13 protein-coding genes are annotated in these 18,338 nt (G+C 39.9%); 2 read left to right on the plus strand and 11 right to left on the minus strand.

Annotation, left to right across the window (positions count from 1 at the left end):
* Positions 1 to 279: 279 nt before the first annotated feature.
* The 8 genes from WDA22_15275 to WDA22_15310 form a co-directional block, all read right to left on the minus strand.
* Positions 280 to 678 (minus strand): hypothetical protein, encoded by a 399-nt coding sequence (locus tag WDA22_15275; protein MFA5834836.1) that lies wholly within the window; start codon positions 676 to 678, stop codon positions 280 to 282.
* 186 nt (positions 679 to 864) lie between these two features.
* Positions 865 to 1,608, minus strand: coding sequence for a hypothetical protein (locus WDA22_15280; GenBank protein ID MFA5834837.1), 744 nt, complete (start codon positions 1,606 to 1,608; stop codon positions 865 to 867).
* Positions 1,609 to 2,262: 654 nt separating this feature from the next.
* Positions 2,263 to 2,982 carry a uracil-DNA glycosylase family protein gene (locus tag WDA22_15285; protein MFA5834838.1) on the minus strand — a complete coding sequence of 240 codons (720 nt, stop codon included), beginning with the start codon at positions 2,980 to 2,982 and terminating at the stop codon, positions 2,263 to 2,265.
* Between the two features lie 211 nt (positions 2,983 to 3,193).
* Complete coding sequence (locus WDA22_15290; GenBank protein MFA5834839.1) at positions 3,194 to 3,532, minus strand: hypothetical protein; 339 nt, start codon at positions 3,530 to 3,532, stop codon at positions 3,194 to 3,196.
* Positions 3,533 to 4,142: 610 nt separating this feature from the next.
* Positions 4,143 to 4,538, minus strand: coding sequence for a hypothetical protein (locus WDA22_15295; GenBank protein MFA5834840.1), 396 nt, complete (start codon positions 4,536 to 4,538; stop codon positions 4,143 to 4,145).
* Between the two features lie 612 nt (positions 4,539 to 5,150).
* On the minus strand, positions 5,151 to 5,642 hold the full coding sequence (locus WDA22_15300; protein ID MFA5834841.1) for a hypothetical protein: 492 nt from the start codon (positions 5,640 to 5,642) through the stop codon (positions 5,151 to 5,153).
* 280 nt (positions 5,643 to 5,922) lie between these two features.
* Positions 5,923 to 6,909, minus strand: coding sequence for a hypothetical protein (locus WDA22_15305; protein MFA5834842.1), 987 nt, complete (start codon positions 6,907 to 6,909; stop codon positions 5,923 to 5,925).
* A 311-nt stretch (positions 6,910 to 7,220) separates the two neighbouring features.
* A complete protein-coding gene (locus tag WDA22_15310) occupies positions 7,221 to 7,736 on the minus strand; it encodes a UpxY family transcription antiterminator (protein ID MFA5834843.1) in 516 nt (171 codons plus the stop codon).
* 424 nt (positions 7,737 to 8,160) lie between these two features.
* Here WDA22_15310 and WDA22_15315 point away from each other — a divergent pair, with 424 nt between their 5' ends.
* Positions 8,161 to 9,117 (plus strand): integron integrase, encoded by a 957-nt coding sequence (locus tag WDA22_15315; protein ID MFA5834844.1) that lies wholly within the window; start codon positions 8,161 to 8,163, stop codon positions 9,115 to 9,117.
* Between the two features lie 220 nt (positions 9,118 to 9,337).
* Here the strand turns inward: WDA22_15315 and WDA22_15320 are convergent, their stop codons facing one another.
* On the minus strand, positions 9,338 to 9,532 hold the full coding sequence (locus tag WDA22_15320; GenBank protein ID MFA5834845.1) for a hypothetical protein: 195 nt from the start codon (positions 9,530 to 9,532) through the stop codon (positions 9,338 to 9,340).
* A 440-nt stretch (positions 9,533 to 9,972) separates the two neighbouring features.
* Between WDA22_15320 and WDA22_15325 the strand changes: the two genes are divergently transcribed.
* Complete coding sequence (locus tag WDA22_15325; protein MFA5834846.1) at positions 9,973 to 13,806, plus strand: T9SS type A sorting domain-containing protein; 3,834 nt, start codon at positions 9,973 to 9,975, stop codon at positions 13,804 to 13,806.
* Between the two features lie 241 nt (positions 13,807 to 14,047).
* Here WDA22_15325 and WDA22_15330 read toward each other — a convergent pair whose 3' ends face one another.
* Positions 14,048 to 17,134 (minus strand): T9SS type A sorting domain-containing protein, encoded by a 3,087-nt coding sequence (locus WDA22_15330; protein ID MFA5834847.1) that lies wholly within the window; start codon positions 17,132 to 17,134, stop codon positions 14,048 to 14,050.
* A gap of 106 nt (positions 17,135 to 17,240) precedes the next feature.
* Complete coding sequence (locus WDA22_15335; protein MFA5834848.1) at positions 17,241 to 18,221, minus strand: TIGR01777 family oxidoreductase; 981 nt, start codon at positions 18,219 to 18,221, stop codon at positions 17,241 to 17,243.
* Positions 18,222 to 18,338: the final 117 nt, after the last annotated feature.

The following is an 18,338-nucleotide window of genomic DNA, read 5'->3' on the forward strand; positions in this document are numbered from 1 at the left end:
AAACTCCGACATAAAGTCTTTTCTGTTAAATCGTAGTCAGCTAATGAAAGCGTACGATGAACTGCTGATTCTGCTTTTCCTTTAGATGCGGCCTGCAACAACTGCGGCCTAACGGACTGGAGCTAAGCCGCGTTGCAATGCTCCAGCGGGTTGATTAAAGTTTTAAGTTTAAAATGCTGTTTCGTAATGTATGTTGTGTTTAGATATTTCAACTCTCATAACTTAGAGCGTGAGCAGATTGCAACGTCGGCTTGAGCGACTGGTTAGGCGCAACGATAATTATGTTTTGAATGTGGTCATAAATACAAGGAGCGCTACAATTAACGAAGCTGCAACCAACAGCGGAGTTAATGAACTAGTAGGTGGTGGCTCTGAAAACTTCATCTCCTTTATTGCACGGAAGTTTATTGTACCTGAAAAATATTCTTGTTTATAAGACCCCTCTTTTGAGACAACTCCAGTTCCGGTAACAAAACACGAATCAATATTATCTTTTGCAGTATAATTGTCGGGTGCAAAAGAAACTATTCTACCGTCAATTAAATACAACGTGATTGATTTCGTAGAATCTAGGAATAAATAAGAAGCAGAAACTGTTTGATTCGAAGAACAACCAAGCCACCACACGCTGACGATTAAGATTATTATGTTTGTATTTTTGTTTACCACATATGCCATTTTCGTGCGCCTAACGGACTGGAGCTAAGTTGCGTGGTAACGTTTTTACGCGAACGCGACCTTGATTAATTTGCTGATAACTGTTTGAATCGTATGTTGTGCTTAAATATTTCAACTTCGAGTACAAAATTCGCGTTCGCGGTTACCACGTCAACTTGAGCGACTGGTTAGGCCACGATAACTTATTTAACAAACAGTATGATCGATAACTATTGTTGTAATATCGATGTCTCGCAACCTTTTAGTAAATGGTGTAATCCCATATTTTTGTAGCAATTTGTTCCTTTCACTTTCAAACTGTGCCCTTTTCTGTGCACACTCTTGAGGCCATTTATCTATCTCATCACGCGAATAATATTCAAGGTAATGTGTAGAGTCCCTTTGAAATTCTCTTCTACAATGATGTTCACAAGTCTCGCCTGCTATATCATTAGTAAACGAATATTTACGCACCAAGTCATTAAAATCTATATCAAATGATATTTCATTTGCTTCTGGAGAATTAGGATAAATGTGTTGCGCTACAGAATCCCAAAATTTATATGGCTCCATAAAATTGTTCTCTCCTTTCCAGCCATCATCGACCATCCTAAAATGGGTAATGTTTCGTTGAACATATTGTAGACATCTATAACCAAGTGTACTATCAAGACAAGGTGGTTCCATACCTTCTGGAGATTGGATACCAGACGTCGCGTTGTTTACTAACCCACCAACAAGTTTCTCTGCATTATAAATTTGCAAGATATATTTTAATGTTAAGGAGGTTGATGATGTGATTTCGTTTAGGAATTTGAGGCATGAATCTACTTTTGCGCAAAATGTTTTGTTTCTCTCAAAAAATCTATTCTGTGACAATGCATAATTATTAATCATTGTAAGCATTAATATTATGATGATAAGCCATTTTATATTTTTATGTACAAGCATATTAATTTTCTTCCTTCACGATCGTGGCCTAACGGACTGGAGCTAAGTTGCATGGTAACGTTTTTACGCGAACGCGACCCTGATTAATTTACTGATAACTGTTTGAATCGTATGTTGTGTTTAGATATTTCAACTTTGAATACAAAATTCGCGTTCGCGGTTACCACGTCAACTTGAGCGACTGGTTAGGCAGCAGAATTTTCATCATTATTTATTTCTGTTTCAGTTAAAATCCGATCTAGAAATTTATATAGACTATTTGTTTTGAACAGAAGGAAATAACCAATTATAAAATGTAAAATACCATTAACAACATTGGTCAGTTGAACGTATGTAGGTGGTTGAGTTTTGATAAATATTGGCGCGACAATGTGAGATATTGGGTTTATGACACCTATTAGAATCCATATTCCTAAAAGTCGAGCACCGACGATGAATAGATCTTTCCTCATTTTAAGTTTTCCTTCACTATTACTTTCTGCTGCCTAACGGACTGGAGTTAAGCTGCGTGTGAACGTTCCAGAGCCGAGAAATTGTTTTTTAATTCGCCGATAACTATCCGTAACCTAAGTTGTAATTTGAAAACTCAACATTCAAGTTTCAGGCGCGCCGGCGGTTCACACGTCAGCTTGAACGACTGGTTAGAACGCAGCGCTATAAATATTTTTTAATTTGTTTTGCTAATTCACGTAAATGAACTTTAGTCCGTTTGTCCCATTCTGGATTTCGACGTCGAATCTCTGGATGAGCAAGATGAACTATTTTAATATTATCAGCATAAGATAAATCTCTAATGACACCATCAAGGGATGGTTTACTGTTTTGAGAAACAACTCTTGCAGCAACTTCTCCAAGTGTAATTATGAGTTTGGGATTACAAACTTTCAATTCTTCCTTAAACCATTCTAAACTTGCTTCTGCAATCTTGGGAAATAACTTGTGAGTATCTACAAATCCTGACGAGTCAAAATTCTTTAGATGTTTATCTGGATACAAATATATTTTGACTATATCGGTTATCCATAGATCAGTGCGTTCAATACCAAGCTGAGGAAAATAGTTTTTATGTAAACTTTCTGTTGATTCTTGAATTCTTACTTGAGATCCATCAAAATAATGTTCAGGACCAAATGGTGCGAGATTATCACCGACGGGAATCAATTTCCCATTTCTTTGTTCAAAACGAGCTGACGGAAATGCACCAACCAACATTATCTTGTTAGTTGTCGTTTGGACAGGAATAACAGGTCTAATCGGATTTCCGTCTGGATATACATATCGTTTAGGAAATCCATTTACTTTATTCTGTATATCTGTCAAATAAATAGCAAAACATTCTTTTTGAAATTTTAATACTGCAGGATTCGATTTCATTTATTCCCCTTTTAGAAAATGCCTATTCGCTGCGTTCTAACGGACTGGAGCTAAGCCGCGTTGTAACGTTCCAGCGCGACGCGATTGTTTTTTAATTTGCTGATAACTGTTTGTATCGTAAGTTGTCATTTGAAAACTCAACACTCGCAACTCAAGCGCGAGCGCGGTTACAACGTCGGTTTGAGCGACTGGTTAGGCAACAAAGCCGTTACTATTTATTTAAATGATTGAGAATGATTTTATTAAAACGTGTTGCGTATTTATTCGCAACGATAGCTAATTCTTCATCGTCTTTTGTCATTATTGCATCTGATGTTCCAGGAATAACTTTCAAAGGAACGATGTTTTTGTAATTCTTTTCATAGTCATTGATCCCAGGTACTTCATATGTATATCCGTGCACACAGATAAAATAGATGCTGTCTTTTTTAATTGCCGTTTGCGCAAGTGAATCAGGATTGGAATTATTCAGCACGGCTAATGAACGCTGCACTATCAAAATTCTCTTCTGTTCTTCCGTCATTTCAGATCTCGCCTGAGTCGTATCCACTATTTTTGCCAATCTTTGCTGAGACGAGTTTCCTTTACAACCGAAAATCAAAGCGATGAGAAATAAAACCAATATTGTATTTCTTATTATCATGAATGCTGTTTCTTTGTTGCCTAACGGACTGGAACTAAACTGCGTGCAAACGTTCCAGCGCGCTGGATTGTGTTTTTAAATTGCTGATAACTATCGCTGTCATAAGTTGTAATTTGAGAACTCAACACTTAAAACTCAAAGCGCGTCGCGGTTTGCACGTCATGTTTGAGTGACTGGTTAGCCCGCTAAAACTATTTTTTGAAACGCTACACTGCTGGCGGCTGGCGTAAGCCACGTTGAATTGAATAACAACTTTTTGAATGTTAAAGAACTGTTTATTTGTTTTTTTTGATTTTACAACAAAACTCAAATTGAACTGCAAAACTTGAGCAACATTTTATTTTGCCGCCAGCAGAGTGGGCTAACGGACTGGAGCTAACCTGCGTAGTAACGTTCCAGCGCGATGGATTCTGTTTTTAAATTGCTGATAACCGTTCGTATCGTAAGTTGTCATTTGAGAACTCAACACTTAAAACTCAAAGCGCGTCGCGGTTACCACGTCAGGTTGAGCGACTGGTTAGGTGGCATTACTTATTTTGTCACTTTGTTTTTCTAATGCTTGATCAAGAGCAAATAATCTTGCGCCGATTTCATAGTTGAACGCTTTTTGAAGTTTAACCCACACAAACCACCACGAAAGAAAGCAAACAATACTTACCAGCCACATTTGATAAAATAAAACTACTACTCCTGCAATAAGTGCTACAATTCCAATTTTACCGGAAATACCAGCCAAAGAGTAATATAACTTAGTACCCGGAACCATCAATGCTCGTTCAACGGTAATTGGATTAATAATAAGATTAAACATTTCTTGATAAGATTTATTATCAGATTGTTTAATAACATTTTTGATTTTATCTATTTCGGCTCGTTGAACCACAACACCAATTGGCGTGATGTATTGTTTCATATTTAGAGTATGAGTGAGATGCTATTTAATGCCACCTAACGGACGGGCACTAAGCTGCGTTGTGACGTTGTGTCGCGGACGCGACCCCGATTAATTTACCGATAACTGTTTGAATCGTATGTTGTGTTTAGATTTTTCAACATCGAATACAAAAATCGCGGACGCGGTCACAACGTCAGCTTGAGTGCCTGGTTATACGGCTGTTGATTAATTTGCACACTATTTAGTTTTGAACACTGATTTTTAACTTTAAGCATTAACGACAACTGCATATGAGTTTTAGGTTGCCAACGGCGTGCGAAGCCAATTCTTGATTCGTTAAAACTTGAACCTTGAACACTTTCTGTTGATAACCTTGTTTGACTCCGCAATATCTTCAATTGACGCACAAACGCTGACTTACTTTTTATGCTTTTCGCCGTTGGCAACAAGCCGTATAACGGACTGGAGTTAAGCTGCGTGTGAACGTTCCAGAGCCGAGAAATTGTTTTTTAATTCGCCGATAGCTATCCGTAACCTAAGTTGTAATTTGATAACTCATCATTCAAGTTTCAGGCGCGTCGGCGGTTCACACGTCAGCTTGAACGACTGGTTAGCCCGCAATGCGTATAATTAATTTAATTTGAAATCAGTCAGTTTTAATTCAATACCCCAATCATTTTTTGTTTTCACTACACCAACACCTTTTTTGTAAACAGTGATATAATTAAAATCGACACCACACCGTTGAGTTATAAACTCAATTACATCATCACTTTTGTCAAGAACTTTTATTGAATAATCTCTGCAACGAGGAAGATAGTTTATATCTTTTTGCGATACACTGTCACCTAATTCCAAGTGTATTTGAGCAACATCGTTTTCTTTCAATGAAAATATTGCATCAATAAACTCTATATATTGATTGGTGATTGAATCGTAATTCAAGAGAAACAAAGTGTCGTTAGAAACTCTCTGCCAATAGAAAGAGTGAAGTATTTTGCCATTATTATTACCAGAAGTCTTAAACTTATAAAATATTTTATTGTTAATAGTATCAACCGAAATAACTTCCGTATCATCACTTGAGTCGTAAGTCCATTTATTTCCAACCGATAATGGCATAAACTGATCGTTCGATATTCGAAATGTTGAACATCCAGTTAATATTATCAGAATTATGAATAGAATCGTTTTCATTTGTTCATTGCGGGCTAACGGACTGGAGCTAACCTGCGTGGTAACGTTTTTACGCGGACGCAATGTCTATTAGCTCGCTGATTACTTTTGCTAACGTATGTTGTGTTTAGAAATTTCAACTTTGAATAACAAAATTGCGGCCGCGGTTACCACGTCAGGTTGAGCGACTGGTTAGGCAGCTATATTTTGATCACTATTCTAAGAATTAAATCTCCAAGAAATAAATATTTCCTTCAACACTATATGCAAATCGTTTGCTATTTTGTGAAAATGCAAACGACCAGATTCCAGGAAGTATAGAATCTTTTAGTCGTACTTTTACCGCAACAACCTTTTTTGCAGAACTTGAGGCAACATCACATAGATATATGTAATGTTCTGTCGGAGAAATATTCATTGGGGTCTCTCGTAGAAATGCAATTTTCTTCCCATCAGGCGACCATGCAACTTGAAACCCAAATTTATCATCTGTTCCTGACTGCCATACTTTCTTTGAAACACCTGACAATAGATCTTTAACAAAATACTCTTGTATACTATCTTGAGTAAAAGTCAGCACTTGCAATCCATTAGCATTCCAATTGATCCAACGTGGAAACTGCGTTGGCATTGAAACATTCGTTGAAGAGCCATCGGAAAGATTGAGAATCCTGCCGGAAGTTAAAAGGATTTTCTTTGAATCTGGTGAAATTGTGACGAAATACTCATCGCCTAGGAGAGGATATGGAAAGATCGATATTTTGGGGGTAACAAGACAATTGGAAATAATATAAATACCCGATGAATTGTCTCGATTCAATGCAACATTAAATATTGTGTCGCGAACAGAATAAAAACTGTTCGAATAGCGTAAAGTACTGTCCAAAACAGTTGTTTTATTATTCCGAATATCAACCGCTTTAATCTTTCCACTCAGCGTACTGCCTTGAACGATAAGAGAGGTATACGAAATGTTTGAACTATCCGATATCCATGCAACAACACCCGCATCATTATCAAAAGTAACTTGAACACCCTTTCCCATTATAAATGGCGAATTATCATTTATAGATTCTATTTGATCGTTTGAATTGGGAGTGCTTTTTTTACAGGCAAAACTACCAAACAAAAGTAAAACATATATTGTAATGGCAAAATATGAATTTCTTTTACTTACTATTCCATTAATGATTTTCTGCTTTCTACTAAACATACAAGCTCCTACAATTTGTTAATAATAAATTGTGATTTATTAAAACAGCAATACGCCAGCATCGGCATTTTGTCTGTTTCGGTATCAACTATTTTTATTTTCTACTCCTCGAGTTTGATATAAGATATTTTTTTAGCTGCCTAACTAGTTATTCGACTGTGTAGAGCCGATGAATGTGCAGTGTTGAGTAAAAGACAGTGTAAGTCTGTGTTTAGGATTGGGTAGTATACCCTTTATTCTGCTCATTTGTATCAATGCTCCGCCTAGTCAGTCCCAAAATAGGCTGCCTAGAAAGTAAAAATAATTGTTTCTTACACAACTTCCTTTAACCGAACTTGAATGGTAGGCGCGGTGATGACTACCGATATTCCCAATTCTTGAATCTGAATTGCCACTTTTAAACCCTCACGCTTCCCAAGCACAATACCACAGTAACCAGCAAATACGCCTTCTGTAATCTCTACCTGTTCCCCTATCCGTTTCGATATATCCGAATCTATTGTTGCCGCTGCATCGCCGCACGCCAAGCGTAATAGATCAATTTCAAATGGTCGCACAATCGCTATTCTATTATTAAATGTTACTACTTTTACCACACCGTCGGATTCGAATACACGATGATATTGTGAAAGCTCTATATTAACGAATATATATGAAGGTATTAAGGGTACGGAAATGATCTTTTTCCGATCACTCCATTGACGAAGTTGTTGTCGTTGGGGGAGAAAACAGGTAATTCCTTTAGATTCTAATTCTGAAGTAACTTTATTTTCGGATCGTGCCTTTGTATACACTGCAATCCAATGACGCTCTTTATTTTGTTTCATCCGGTTTTTGTTCAGATTCGCACTTTGTTGTTGAAAAATCCTTTATGAGACGGTACTTCTCTATTAAATATACTGGTCTGCGGATCGGTTTTGGAGCCTAAAAATTCAATATTCTTTGAAAGTTGATTCATTTGCAGATATTTCTGTCATATTGTTGTTTTTGGAAAACTATGCAAAACTCATTTCGTCATGTCTCATAAAAAACCTCTCAAAAATATCTAGTCACTATCAATTCCGATTCCATTAGTATTTTCGCTCAAATAATTTACACTTTATGACTCTTTTGCGCTATCACCTAAATAGGGTATACTGATTTTTTTTAGAGTAAAATCAAATTTCTTCACCCGCCAAAAAATAACGTATTTACGTTATACCGCTCACCAAATAAATTTCTTATACTCCCCAAAAAAAAAGGAATCTGCTTATGAATCAATCTCAATTATTGGAAAAGGTCAGCTCAACCATGCGCGTTCGCCATTATAGTAAGCGCACCGAAGAAGCATACATCCACTGGATCGTTCGCTATATCCGATTCCATAACAGTATTCACCCCTTGCAGCTTGGTCACCAACAAGCAGAAGATTTCCTGACCAGTCTCGCGGTAAAAGAAATGGTCTCCGCTTCCACCCAAAACCAGGCGCTCAACGCAATTCTTTTTCTATACAAGGACGTGCTCCATACCCCGCTTGACCACCTTGCCAATGTCACTCGGGCAAACCGTACAATTCGTATCCCCATAGTATATACTCCGTCCGAGGCAAGATCCGTTCTGGCAAATCTTACCGGAACTCCTCTACTGGTTGCAAATCTTCTCTATGGTTCCGGACTTCGCCTGCTTGAAGCGTTGCGACTCCGCATCAAAGATCTCGATTTCCAATCGCACACTATTATTGTGCGGGAAGGAAAAGGAAGCAAAGATAGAAGGACAATTCTTCCGGATTCAATCATTGCCCGTTTAAATATTCATATGGAAAAAGGAAGAACATTGCATCTGGACGATCTGGCAGACGGTTTTGGTGAAGTGCATCTCCCCGATCAACTATCCAAAAAGTATCCCGATGCCGCACGATCATGGGAATGGCAATATCTCTTCCCCGCCTCCCGCCGTTCCACTGATCCCGTTACCAAAAAAAAGATGCGCACCCATATTGAAGAGTCACACATTCAACGCGAAATCAAGAAAGCCATCCGCCAGGCGAATATTATTAAAGGAGGATCCGCTCACACCTTCCGTCATTCCTTTGCAACACATTTGTTGGAGAATGGTTATGACATTCGCACCGTACAGGAATTGCTAGGACACAGCGACGTAAGAACCACAATGATCTACACACATGTGCTCAACAAAGGCGGCATTGCCGTGAAGAGCCCGCTCGATTAAGCATCCCCCGTCATTCTGAGTCCCGATGTCTTTTATCGGGACGAAGAATCTGACACTATTCAAAAACGAAAAGTAATGCAAATAACTTTACCTCAGATCCTTCGCTTCCGCCAAAAAGAAGGCGAACAGGTCGCTCAGGATAACAATCAATCTGCACTCTCCCGTCATTCATTGCTTCGCTCAGGTTAACAATAACTAAAACAACGCTTGAATGAGGAAATTACTTTGCAATGTCACGCGGCAGCGTAAAATCTTTTTCAACGGAGTTTAAAATCAAAAGAATAATAATCAACACAGGAATAAACGACAGTAGATCTAACAAAAAAATAGTGCTGAAGAGAACGATCATTGAAATAATTTTTATCGCCGTAAAAAGGTTTTTTCTGACGGAGTTATTGAATTCATACTTTTTCATCTTGTTTCCCTTGTTCGTTTTTAATACAACGTTTGAATCTTACTGTACCATTTTCAATTCCATTCCGCAATCACGTAAATACGTGGTTTTTAAAAACAGAACCCTCAGAATTTTACAAATTTCGAAGGTTGTTGATTTCATACAATGCGAATGAAATATTTTCACTCTCCTTCTTAGCGCAACTAATTTTTGTTGTTGTCAAGCCAAACAAAACATTCAACAGATAAAACTGTCCGAATAAAAAGAAATAAATTTTCTTTTTCTGTTTTCATCTTGTATGTTCACACGGTGCTGATTAATTTTAGGCACATCCTTACCGACAATTGTTTATTTTTGATACTCTCAAAATACCACAACATGTTTTTTTCATCATACTTTTTCTCTTCGCTATAAAAAAATATACGGGATCATTTTTGACGATGCCGTAAGAAGGACTTCACATGAAAACATATTCGGTACTGCCGAAACATTTTTCACATCGCTCAAACACAATATCGTATTCTCTCCTTCTTCTGGCGGCTTTATTGCTCACATGTTTTCTCCAAACGGAAGCTCAAAATAATTTTCACGATCCGTCAAATAATCAGCAGATGGATATACTTTCCTCGCCGGAAAGCATCCATACACAAATTATTTCTCGCTGTTCGCCTGTTCCGTTCCGCGCGTTAAACGAGTTTGATCCTCTTGATCAAGACTACGCAACGCAAACACTACATTATGCAACCAGTCAGTATTCGGATATTTTTGTGATCGATTCCGTTTACCTTCGTTCCACCACAGATACAACACTGCGGATAAACATGTATGACTCAAAAGGAAACATTACCAATCAACTCATAAAAAAATGGAGTGCCGGGCAGTGGGTAAACAAAACCCGATTCACCGGAACGTACAATACGGCGGGGAGCCAGTTGACATGGCTCTATGAACAATGGACATCCAACGCATGGGTGAACAGCACCCGTTCCACTATGACGTACGATGCGAAAGAGAATATGCTCTCGCAAATGAGCGAGACGTGGACAGCAGGTGCATGGGTCAATACATCCCGCTATACGTACACGTACAATGCGGATAGCAAAGTAACCTCATCGTTGATTCAACAATGGACAAGCGGACAATGGGCAAATTCCAACCGCATGACCTTAACGTACGATGCCACCGGAAATATGATAACCCGATTCTCAGAAAATTGGACCACCAATCAATGGGTAAATGGTTATCGAAATAGCTATACGTACGATACGCGCAAAAACCTGTTGAGCGAACTGTATGAATACTACTTGAACAATCAGTGGACAAACGGCAGTCGCAATACACAAACGTATAGTTTGAATAATTACCGTCTTACCTATCTTTCAGAAATATGGACGAATAACGCCTGGACAAACAATGCACGTTATACCGATACGTACGATCTTAACGGAAATCGCGTTCAGGAAATCACGGAGATGTGGATCAATTCACAGTGGACAACAATCGGAAGAGGTACAACAACTTATGATGAGTATGCAAATCCGTTGATCGTTTTGTCTGAATCGTGGTCCGGAGGTCAATGGACAAACAGCAGTAGAGGAACATATACATATACAAGTGACAGACTCCTCTCATTAACACTGAATGAAAATTGGTCCGCCGGACAATGGGTAAACAACTACCGATATTCGTACACTTACGGTGCTGAGGGAATGTTAATTCTGGCTAAAAATGAAAAATGGAATTCCTCGGTATGGATCGGATATGATGAATTCTTTGCAGTAAAAGATGGATTAGGAAAATACAATGGATATACCGGATGGTATATCACCGTTTCGTATAAATCTATTCAAGCCGGTATTGTTGATCCAAATCCGGGCATTGGCGTAAAATCGCCATTCTCCAACCTCGTTGCCGATATTTCCGAAAATCATCCAAAGGTGAATATTCGATTTCATCGTTCTGTGGCTTCGGGAAATAATATTCACACAGTCTGGTGTGAAACCGATACCATCAACTCAACTCTTCTCAAATATCTTGCCTACCGCCGATCGACTGATGGAGGAAGAACATTTGGCGCAAAAAAATATCTTGGTTCACTTACAAAGATTTCTGATCCGAAAGGAACGGAATTTATTGCTGTGGATGGTGCGAACGTTCATATTATTATATTGGATCTTCTACCAAATGCAGATCCCGTAGCAAACAAACTGCTGTACTTCCGCTCAACCGATCATGGCGCTACGTTTGATGCGCCAAAAACCATTTGGTCGCTAAATCGCAGTGTCGGTTCGTTAGCAATGGGAGACTATTATATCCTGGCCAACAGCGGAATTGTGAACATTTTTGGGTCTATGAGTCTGGATCATGGATCGAAAGATCCCGTGGTTGTATGTTATTCTTCTTCCGACAATGGCACAACATTTACGCAGACGACGAATTTAACACTATTGCCGGAAGAGACCTATTGGTGGTACTGGCTCTTTTCCGATGCTGTCAGCCAAGGTTCTACAATGTATGCCCTTGCATCAGACATTGATAAAGTGAATTCCGTAGAACGAATAACTTTTGTGAAATCGACCGATGGAGGAAAAACGTTTGTTTACACACCTGTTTCAGGCGCAAACGGAAGCAGCGCCATTCATGACCTGCAGTGGAATAATTTCGACAATTCCATTGAATCGTTTCATCACAAAAAGATGAGTGTGGAAAACAACGATGTGCACATTATCTGGGATCAGAAAGATGCCGGTGCAACACAGTTCGATCTTCTGTATCGAAAATCAACGAATGGAGGAAGCAGTTTCTCCTCAGTGAAAAATCTTACCTCCGCTCTCGCACGCGATGACAACCATTTTGGATCCGCGTCGATCATATCCAAAGGAAATTTCGTCTACATCACCTATAATTACAATAAAGGATCTTGGAAAATTGGTTTGTATTATTCTAAAGATAAAGGGGAAACATTTAGTTTTGTGGATCTGATGATCGATACACTTTTCTATGCTCAGGATGGAAGAAATGCAATTCCGATCATCGATCCGTCATCTACCGGAGATCAACTGATGGTTGTCTATGCCATGAACCAAGTATCAAATCAGAAAATCGGTGTAACACGATTCAATGCCACAACCGGAACGATCAGCCGAAAATATTATTTCCCCACAAACGATTTTGCGTACATGTCTGCACCATCACCAATGTTGAATGCCGACGGCAGCATGAATGTGATTGTTCACGGCGACTGGCCGGGCATGTACGAACCGAGACGCCTTTATTCTTTCATGATCGAAAAAGAAAAACCCGCGCTCGGTGATAATTATGCTGTCCGCTTCGATCATGTCACAGACAGCCAACATAAGGAAAACATTCAGATACCATATGGCGCCAATCTTAATTTCGCCAGTGCCTTTACTATTGAATGCTGGGTAAAGAAACTAAGTAACGGACAACTACTGGTCGCCGGAAAGAAAGGTAAAGGACAGGATTATTATTATTATTTGGGTGTTTCACAAAATACAAATGCATCGAATTCCCGTCACCCGTTTGCCAGAATTGCAACAACCACGAACACATATGATCTTTCTGGTTATGATAAAGACAGCGTAACGCAAAATCGGTGGCAGCATCTTGCAATCACGTACGATGCAAACGGCGGTACCAATAATTTCAAATTGTATTTGAACGGACGAGTGATCGATCAGAAAACAACTGCGGGAACATTATTGAATGGTCCGGGATGTATTTTTGTAAATCATATGCCTGATAATTGGTGGTCCTATCCGATGGGAAGCGCACTGTATGATGACTTGCGGTTCTGGAGCAAGGCGCGAACAGCCGGAGAAATTCTTGCCTTAATGAATTATCCTCTCACGGGAAACGAAGTGGATCTTGCCGCATACTATCCTATGAACGGATCATTAAAAGAAGAATCGGGAAAAGGAGAAGACGGCATCTTTAATTACTCGGGATATTATGAACGCGCCACATTTCCTACCATATTGGGCGTTGAGGAAATGAATGAGTCAGTTCCGGGACTGTTCAGTCTGTGCCAGAACTATCCAAATCCGTTCAATCCATCCACAACATTTCGGTATTCGCTCCCCACTGCTTCATATGTAACGCTTACGGTGTACGATCTTTTGGGACGTGAAATAGCGTCATTGGTAAACGAAGAACAATCGGCGGGATGGAAAGAGGTGCAGTGGAATGCAGGAAATATCTCAACGGGCATATATTTCTATAAACTGTCGAGCGATAATTTTATAGAGATAAAAAAGATGATGCTGTTAAAGTGATAGCGGTTATTTCAAGTTAAAGTCATTTCAAAAATAATTCTACCGTCCCATTCTGACAGGCGGAGTACTAATCCAATATCACCTCCGAAGGAGTCCTTCCCTATGGGACACTTCGTGTCGGATCTGAGCGAAACGAAGTGTCTGAGGTAACATTACGAAATAGAACGCTGATGACACAGATGGCACAGATTTACACGGATAGGAAAAAATATTTACGATCAGGTTCTTCATATTGTCAAAGTTACTTCACCAACAACAATTTCTTTATTTGGGATTTCCCTCCAACCACAAGTTTCGCAAGATACATTCCGCTGGCATACTGCGACGCATTCCATTGGACAGAATATGTTCCCGGCTCTTTCTGTTCATCCACAAGCGTTACGATCTCTTTCCCGTTTATGTCAAAGATTGTTAATGTCGCCCGCTCTCCTTTTGAAGAGAGAGAAAACTGAATTATTGTTGTGGGGTTAAATGGATTGGGGAAATTTTGATACAGTATAAATCCTTCGGGTATTGCCTCTTCCTTTTGAACGTGCGCAGCAATATCGAAAAATAACAAAATTTTTCCCATCAATTGATCGCGAACGCTTTGTGTATAGATCGTCTCAAACGGAAATCCCAATGCAACAAGTTTACCGGATCTGGTTCCCGAAGGAAAGTTTCCACTAAAAAATATTCCACTGACTCCGGACGCTGTATCCAAGTTTGTATATTTGGCAAACGGCAATCCTCCGGCTGTTCCTTTAATTACATCGGGCCATTGCACATCAATGGAACCATGCGTTCCATTATCGAATGCAATACTCGGCACACCGGTAAAAACATTTCCGCCCAGTATTTCCGCCTGATATGTTGTCTGCTTCACATTATTCGGGGCATCGGCAAGATATCGCATCTTTAAATAATTATTGATGAAATCTTTATCACTTGCAGCGCCTTTGTTATCCAAATCCCATGCAAGTTCGCAGCCGGAAACAAATAACTTCCCGCCGTTCTGCAAAAATGATTTTACTTTGGTTTGTTCTACAGTACTGAATGTTTCATCAATCGTACTTTCATCGCCGAGAATGTAGTCTGCCACTGAATAATTGTTTAAGAAAAAAAGTCCGTCGATCACCGCGTCATTCGTTGCCGATGCAAACGTATATCCGTTTGCTTTCACTGCTGATGCATGCATGCGAATAAAATTATATGTATTTCCTGTGGATGCACGGTCAAATCCGTTTACGATCAGAATCTTCCCTGAATTCAAACTTGGAATTCCGGCCAGCACCTCTGAACTCGCAGATATTCCCGCATTGTTGGAAGCCTTTATGGTTATATAATAGAGTGAATCGGTTTGAAGAGTTGTAATAATTGGATTATTTGGAGTGATGACGACCGTATCAGTGAACGTTGTACCATTTTTCCCTGTAAAGACGATGTATTCCGTTACATTCGTATCCGGTTTAATGACCAGTCTCAACGATGTTCCGTTTTCAGACTTCACACCAAACGATTTTGGTGTTGCGGGAGCATTACTCTCTTTAAAGTAACTTGGCTGCGTCATGGCTCCGATTTCATTACTCAGTACTTTATACCATTTTGCGTTGGTAAGCATCTGTTTTACATTCATCGTAACGCTATCAACTAATAATTCCACATTCATCAACCGAACACCGTGACTGTAGTCAACGTAGCTTCCGCTATGAATATTGGTTAGCGGCTGAATCGCCGTTCCATTTAATTGGTGCCATCCATAAATGACAACATATCCCGGCCGTGTGGGATCGACAATTTTGTTGCTGATGACCATATCTTTTTTTGTTCCTCCCATCAATGTCCCAAGCGGCTGGCCTGATGATGTCCGCTGGTTTTCAATGGCAGTATTATGTTCGATAAATTTTGTGACTTTTTCATTTTCATTTCCAACGGGCGCGTACGTTACCGGAGCAACTTTCAACGGTGCCTTTGTATAAATATCATCCACAAGTTTTGTCGTGGGCATTGTAGCGCCGAAAAGATTCGCCAGTTTCTGCGCCGTGACCGGTCCCATCGGCACTCGGCAAAAATCTTCGTTCGAACCGATGCAAAGATAATCGGGCATCACTTCGTAGATCACCGTATGCGAAATACCATCGTTATCCTGAAATGCTGACTGCAATTTTTTCAACGTCCGCATGAAGTCTGGAATATTTCCTTTTGCAATCTCGGCATAGATTGCATTTTCACGATCGGTAAATGACATTGCCGCTACGCTCGTCATAAACTGCGAACCGGTGACCGAGCCGGATGGACGCGGCGGAATCTGAAGCGGTTTTGGAAGCGTATTGCCGGTCTGCACTAATGATGTATACGCTCTTGTTCCATAATATGTGTAGCCGATCTCTTCAAGAGGTGTTCCCGAAAGCATTGTTTGGATATATCCGTTCAGTTCCACCTGAACCGTGTGAAGAATCGCCTGAGTTGGATTATGCTTGAGAATAATCTTTACTCTTCCGTTCAATGCACTGTGGATGATGAATGTGGCATTCTCGGTTGTCGTAAACGACATAAAAGCAGAAAGATATGAAACCATTTGCCGCGTGCGGTACCATGTTCCGCCGGTTGCACTCACAATCGGCTGACCATTATAGAGTGCAATACTGTCGTTATACGCGAGCACACTCAAATGATGATCGGAAGATGCAAGGAGCCAATCCTTAATTTTGGCGCCATACGCATTATCATAATTGTATGTTGCATCCAAAAAGGTAATTCGCTTTACTTCATTGGGAATTGTTGTGGCTGCGTTGAAATAACTAAAACTGAATCCTCCTCCTCCGCTGTGACTTGATAGGATGATGTACGGATTGTAGTTTGCGAAAATATTTTTGACGGAATCGACAATACTTTTAATGAGCACTGCATTATTGGCATATTTGCTCCGCCACGTCGGCCAGCTGAGCGGAACGGATGATGCGTTTGCTTCAAGGTAGATGGTCACAAAGTTCGTATCCTTCATTTTCGTACGAATGAATCTCGTCTGCGCACCAATATGCTGAATATCGTAATGCCAGTCGTCCCCCAGCTTCAATTGTTTCCCGACGGTCATCTCGATTGTGTTGCCGTTCGGCAGCGAAAAGAATGAGAGCGCTGTCGGTTTTGAAGGATCAAACAATTCAACCGATGGTGCATTGATATGGATTCTTACTTCGGGATTATAAATAAATGTTTTTATTTGCTCATTAAAATATGGGCTGAGAGTAAATCCGGGAATAGAGGATAATGTTGCTCTCTCTTGCGCAGTGATTGTTTGAATGGAAAGCGGAATGATGAGCAGTAATAAACAAAAGAATATCTTTTTCACAATAGCTCCATTCTTAATAAACGAATAGAAAATTCCTATCAAATTTTACCTCTAAATAAGGAGGATTACAAGAACCAAAAAATAACCGAACAAATGTTCAGGTATTTTATGCTTTTAGAATGGAATGTAATGCAGGACGAAGCTCGGGATACGAAAACAGATAACCTGCTGATTGTAATTTTTGCGGAATTGCTTTTTGTCCTGACAAAATCACCTTGGCACCTTCACCATACAATATTTGCAATGCAAGATTCGGAACCGGCAGCCATGACGGGCGGTGAAGAATTGATCCGAATATTTTCGCAAATTCATTCATTGTTACCGGATTCGGCGCGACAAGATTATAGATACCGCGAAATTGTTCGTTCTTCAGCGGATACAATATTCCACGTACCACATCATCCATATGTACCCAGGGAAGAAATTGTTTCCCGCTGCCGATCGGTCCACCGACAAAGAGCCGGAACGGCAGCAACATCTTGCCGATCATTCCCCCGCTTTTTTCCAGCACTAATCCGATGCGAGGTGTTGCAACACGTACATCGAATTGCTCGGCGGTGTATGCGACTAATTCCCACTGCATCACAACATCGGCAAGAAAATCATCCCCTCCGGAACTCTCTTCTGTGATTGTCTCACCATTTCTGTCGCCATAAAATCCAACCGCAGATGCGGAAATAAGAAGCTTTGGTTTCTGTTTTGCTTTGGCAATAGCATCAACAAGCATTCGGGTAGGGACAATTCGACTGGCAAGAATTTTCTCTTTCACTGTTTTATTCCATCGCTGTTCAAAAACGTTTTTGCCAATGAGATTAATAATCACATCGCAACCGCCCGCTTCATCTATCCAATTCCCTTCATTCATCGGATCCCAATGTCGATATCGGACTGTTGCATTATTTACCGTTGTAGTTTTGGATTGACCTCTTGTAAGAAGTGTAATGGAGTGATGTTGCGTTGTTAATTCGCGGAGAAGGTGCTTACCAATGAATCCTGTTCCGCCGGTGATAAGAATGTTCATCTGTTGTTCATTGACTATAATTACTTCAGAGCCTTCGTTGCGCTCAGGTCCGACACGAAGTGTCACTTAGGGAAGGACTCCTTCGGAGGTGACAGTGGAGTAGTACTCTGCCTGTCATTCTGAGTTCCGCTCATAATTTTTCTCTGCGCGGGACGAAGAATCTGATAGTAAATATTCGTTATC

This window comes from Bacteroidota bacterium (genome assembly GCA_041658205.1).
GTDB lineage: Bacteria > Bacteroidota > Ignavibacteria > UBA10030 > UBA8401 > UBA8401.

Bases quoted from the DNA above. Each gene is read 5' to 3' on its own strand.
- WDA22_15275 (MFA5834836.1), bottom strand. From the start codon at position 678: ATGGCATATGTGGTAAACAAAAATACAAACATAATAATCTTAATCGTC.
- WDA22_15280 (MFA5834837.1), bottom strand. From the start codon at position 1,608: ATGCTTGTACATAAAAATATAAAATGGCTTATCATCATAATATTAATG.
- WDA22_15285 (MFA5834838.1), bottom strand. From the start codon at position 2,982: ATGAAATCGAATCCTGCAGTATTAAAATTTCAAAAAGAATGTTTTGCT.
- WDA22_15295 (MFA5834840.1), bottom strand. From the start codon at position 4,538: ATGAAACAATACATCACGCCAATTGGTGTTGTGGTTCAACGAGCCGAA.
- WDA22_15300 (MFA5834841.1), bottom strand. From the start codon at position 5,642: ATGCCATTATCGGTTGGAAATAAATGGACTTACGACTCAAGTGATGAT.
- WDA22_15305 (MFA5834842.1), bottom strand. From the start codon at position 6,909: ATGTTTAGTAGAAAGCAGAAAATCATTAATGGAATAGTAAGTAAAAGA.
- WDA22_15310 (MFA5834843.1), bottom strand. From the start codon at position 7,736: ATGAAACAAAATAAAGAGCGTCATTGGATTGCAGTGTATACAAAGGCA.
- WDA22_15315 (MFA5834844.1), top strand. From the start codon at position 8,161: ATGAATCAATCTCAATTATTGGAAAAGGTCAGCTCAACCATGCGCGTT.
- WDA22_15320 (MFA5834845.1), bottom strand. From the start codon at position 9,532: ATGAAAAAGTATGAATTCAATAACTCCGTCAGAAAAAACCTTTTTACG.
- WDA22_15325 (MFA5834846.1), top strand. From the start codon at position 9,973: ATGAAAACATATTCGGTACTGCCGAAACATTTTTCACATCGCTCAAAC.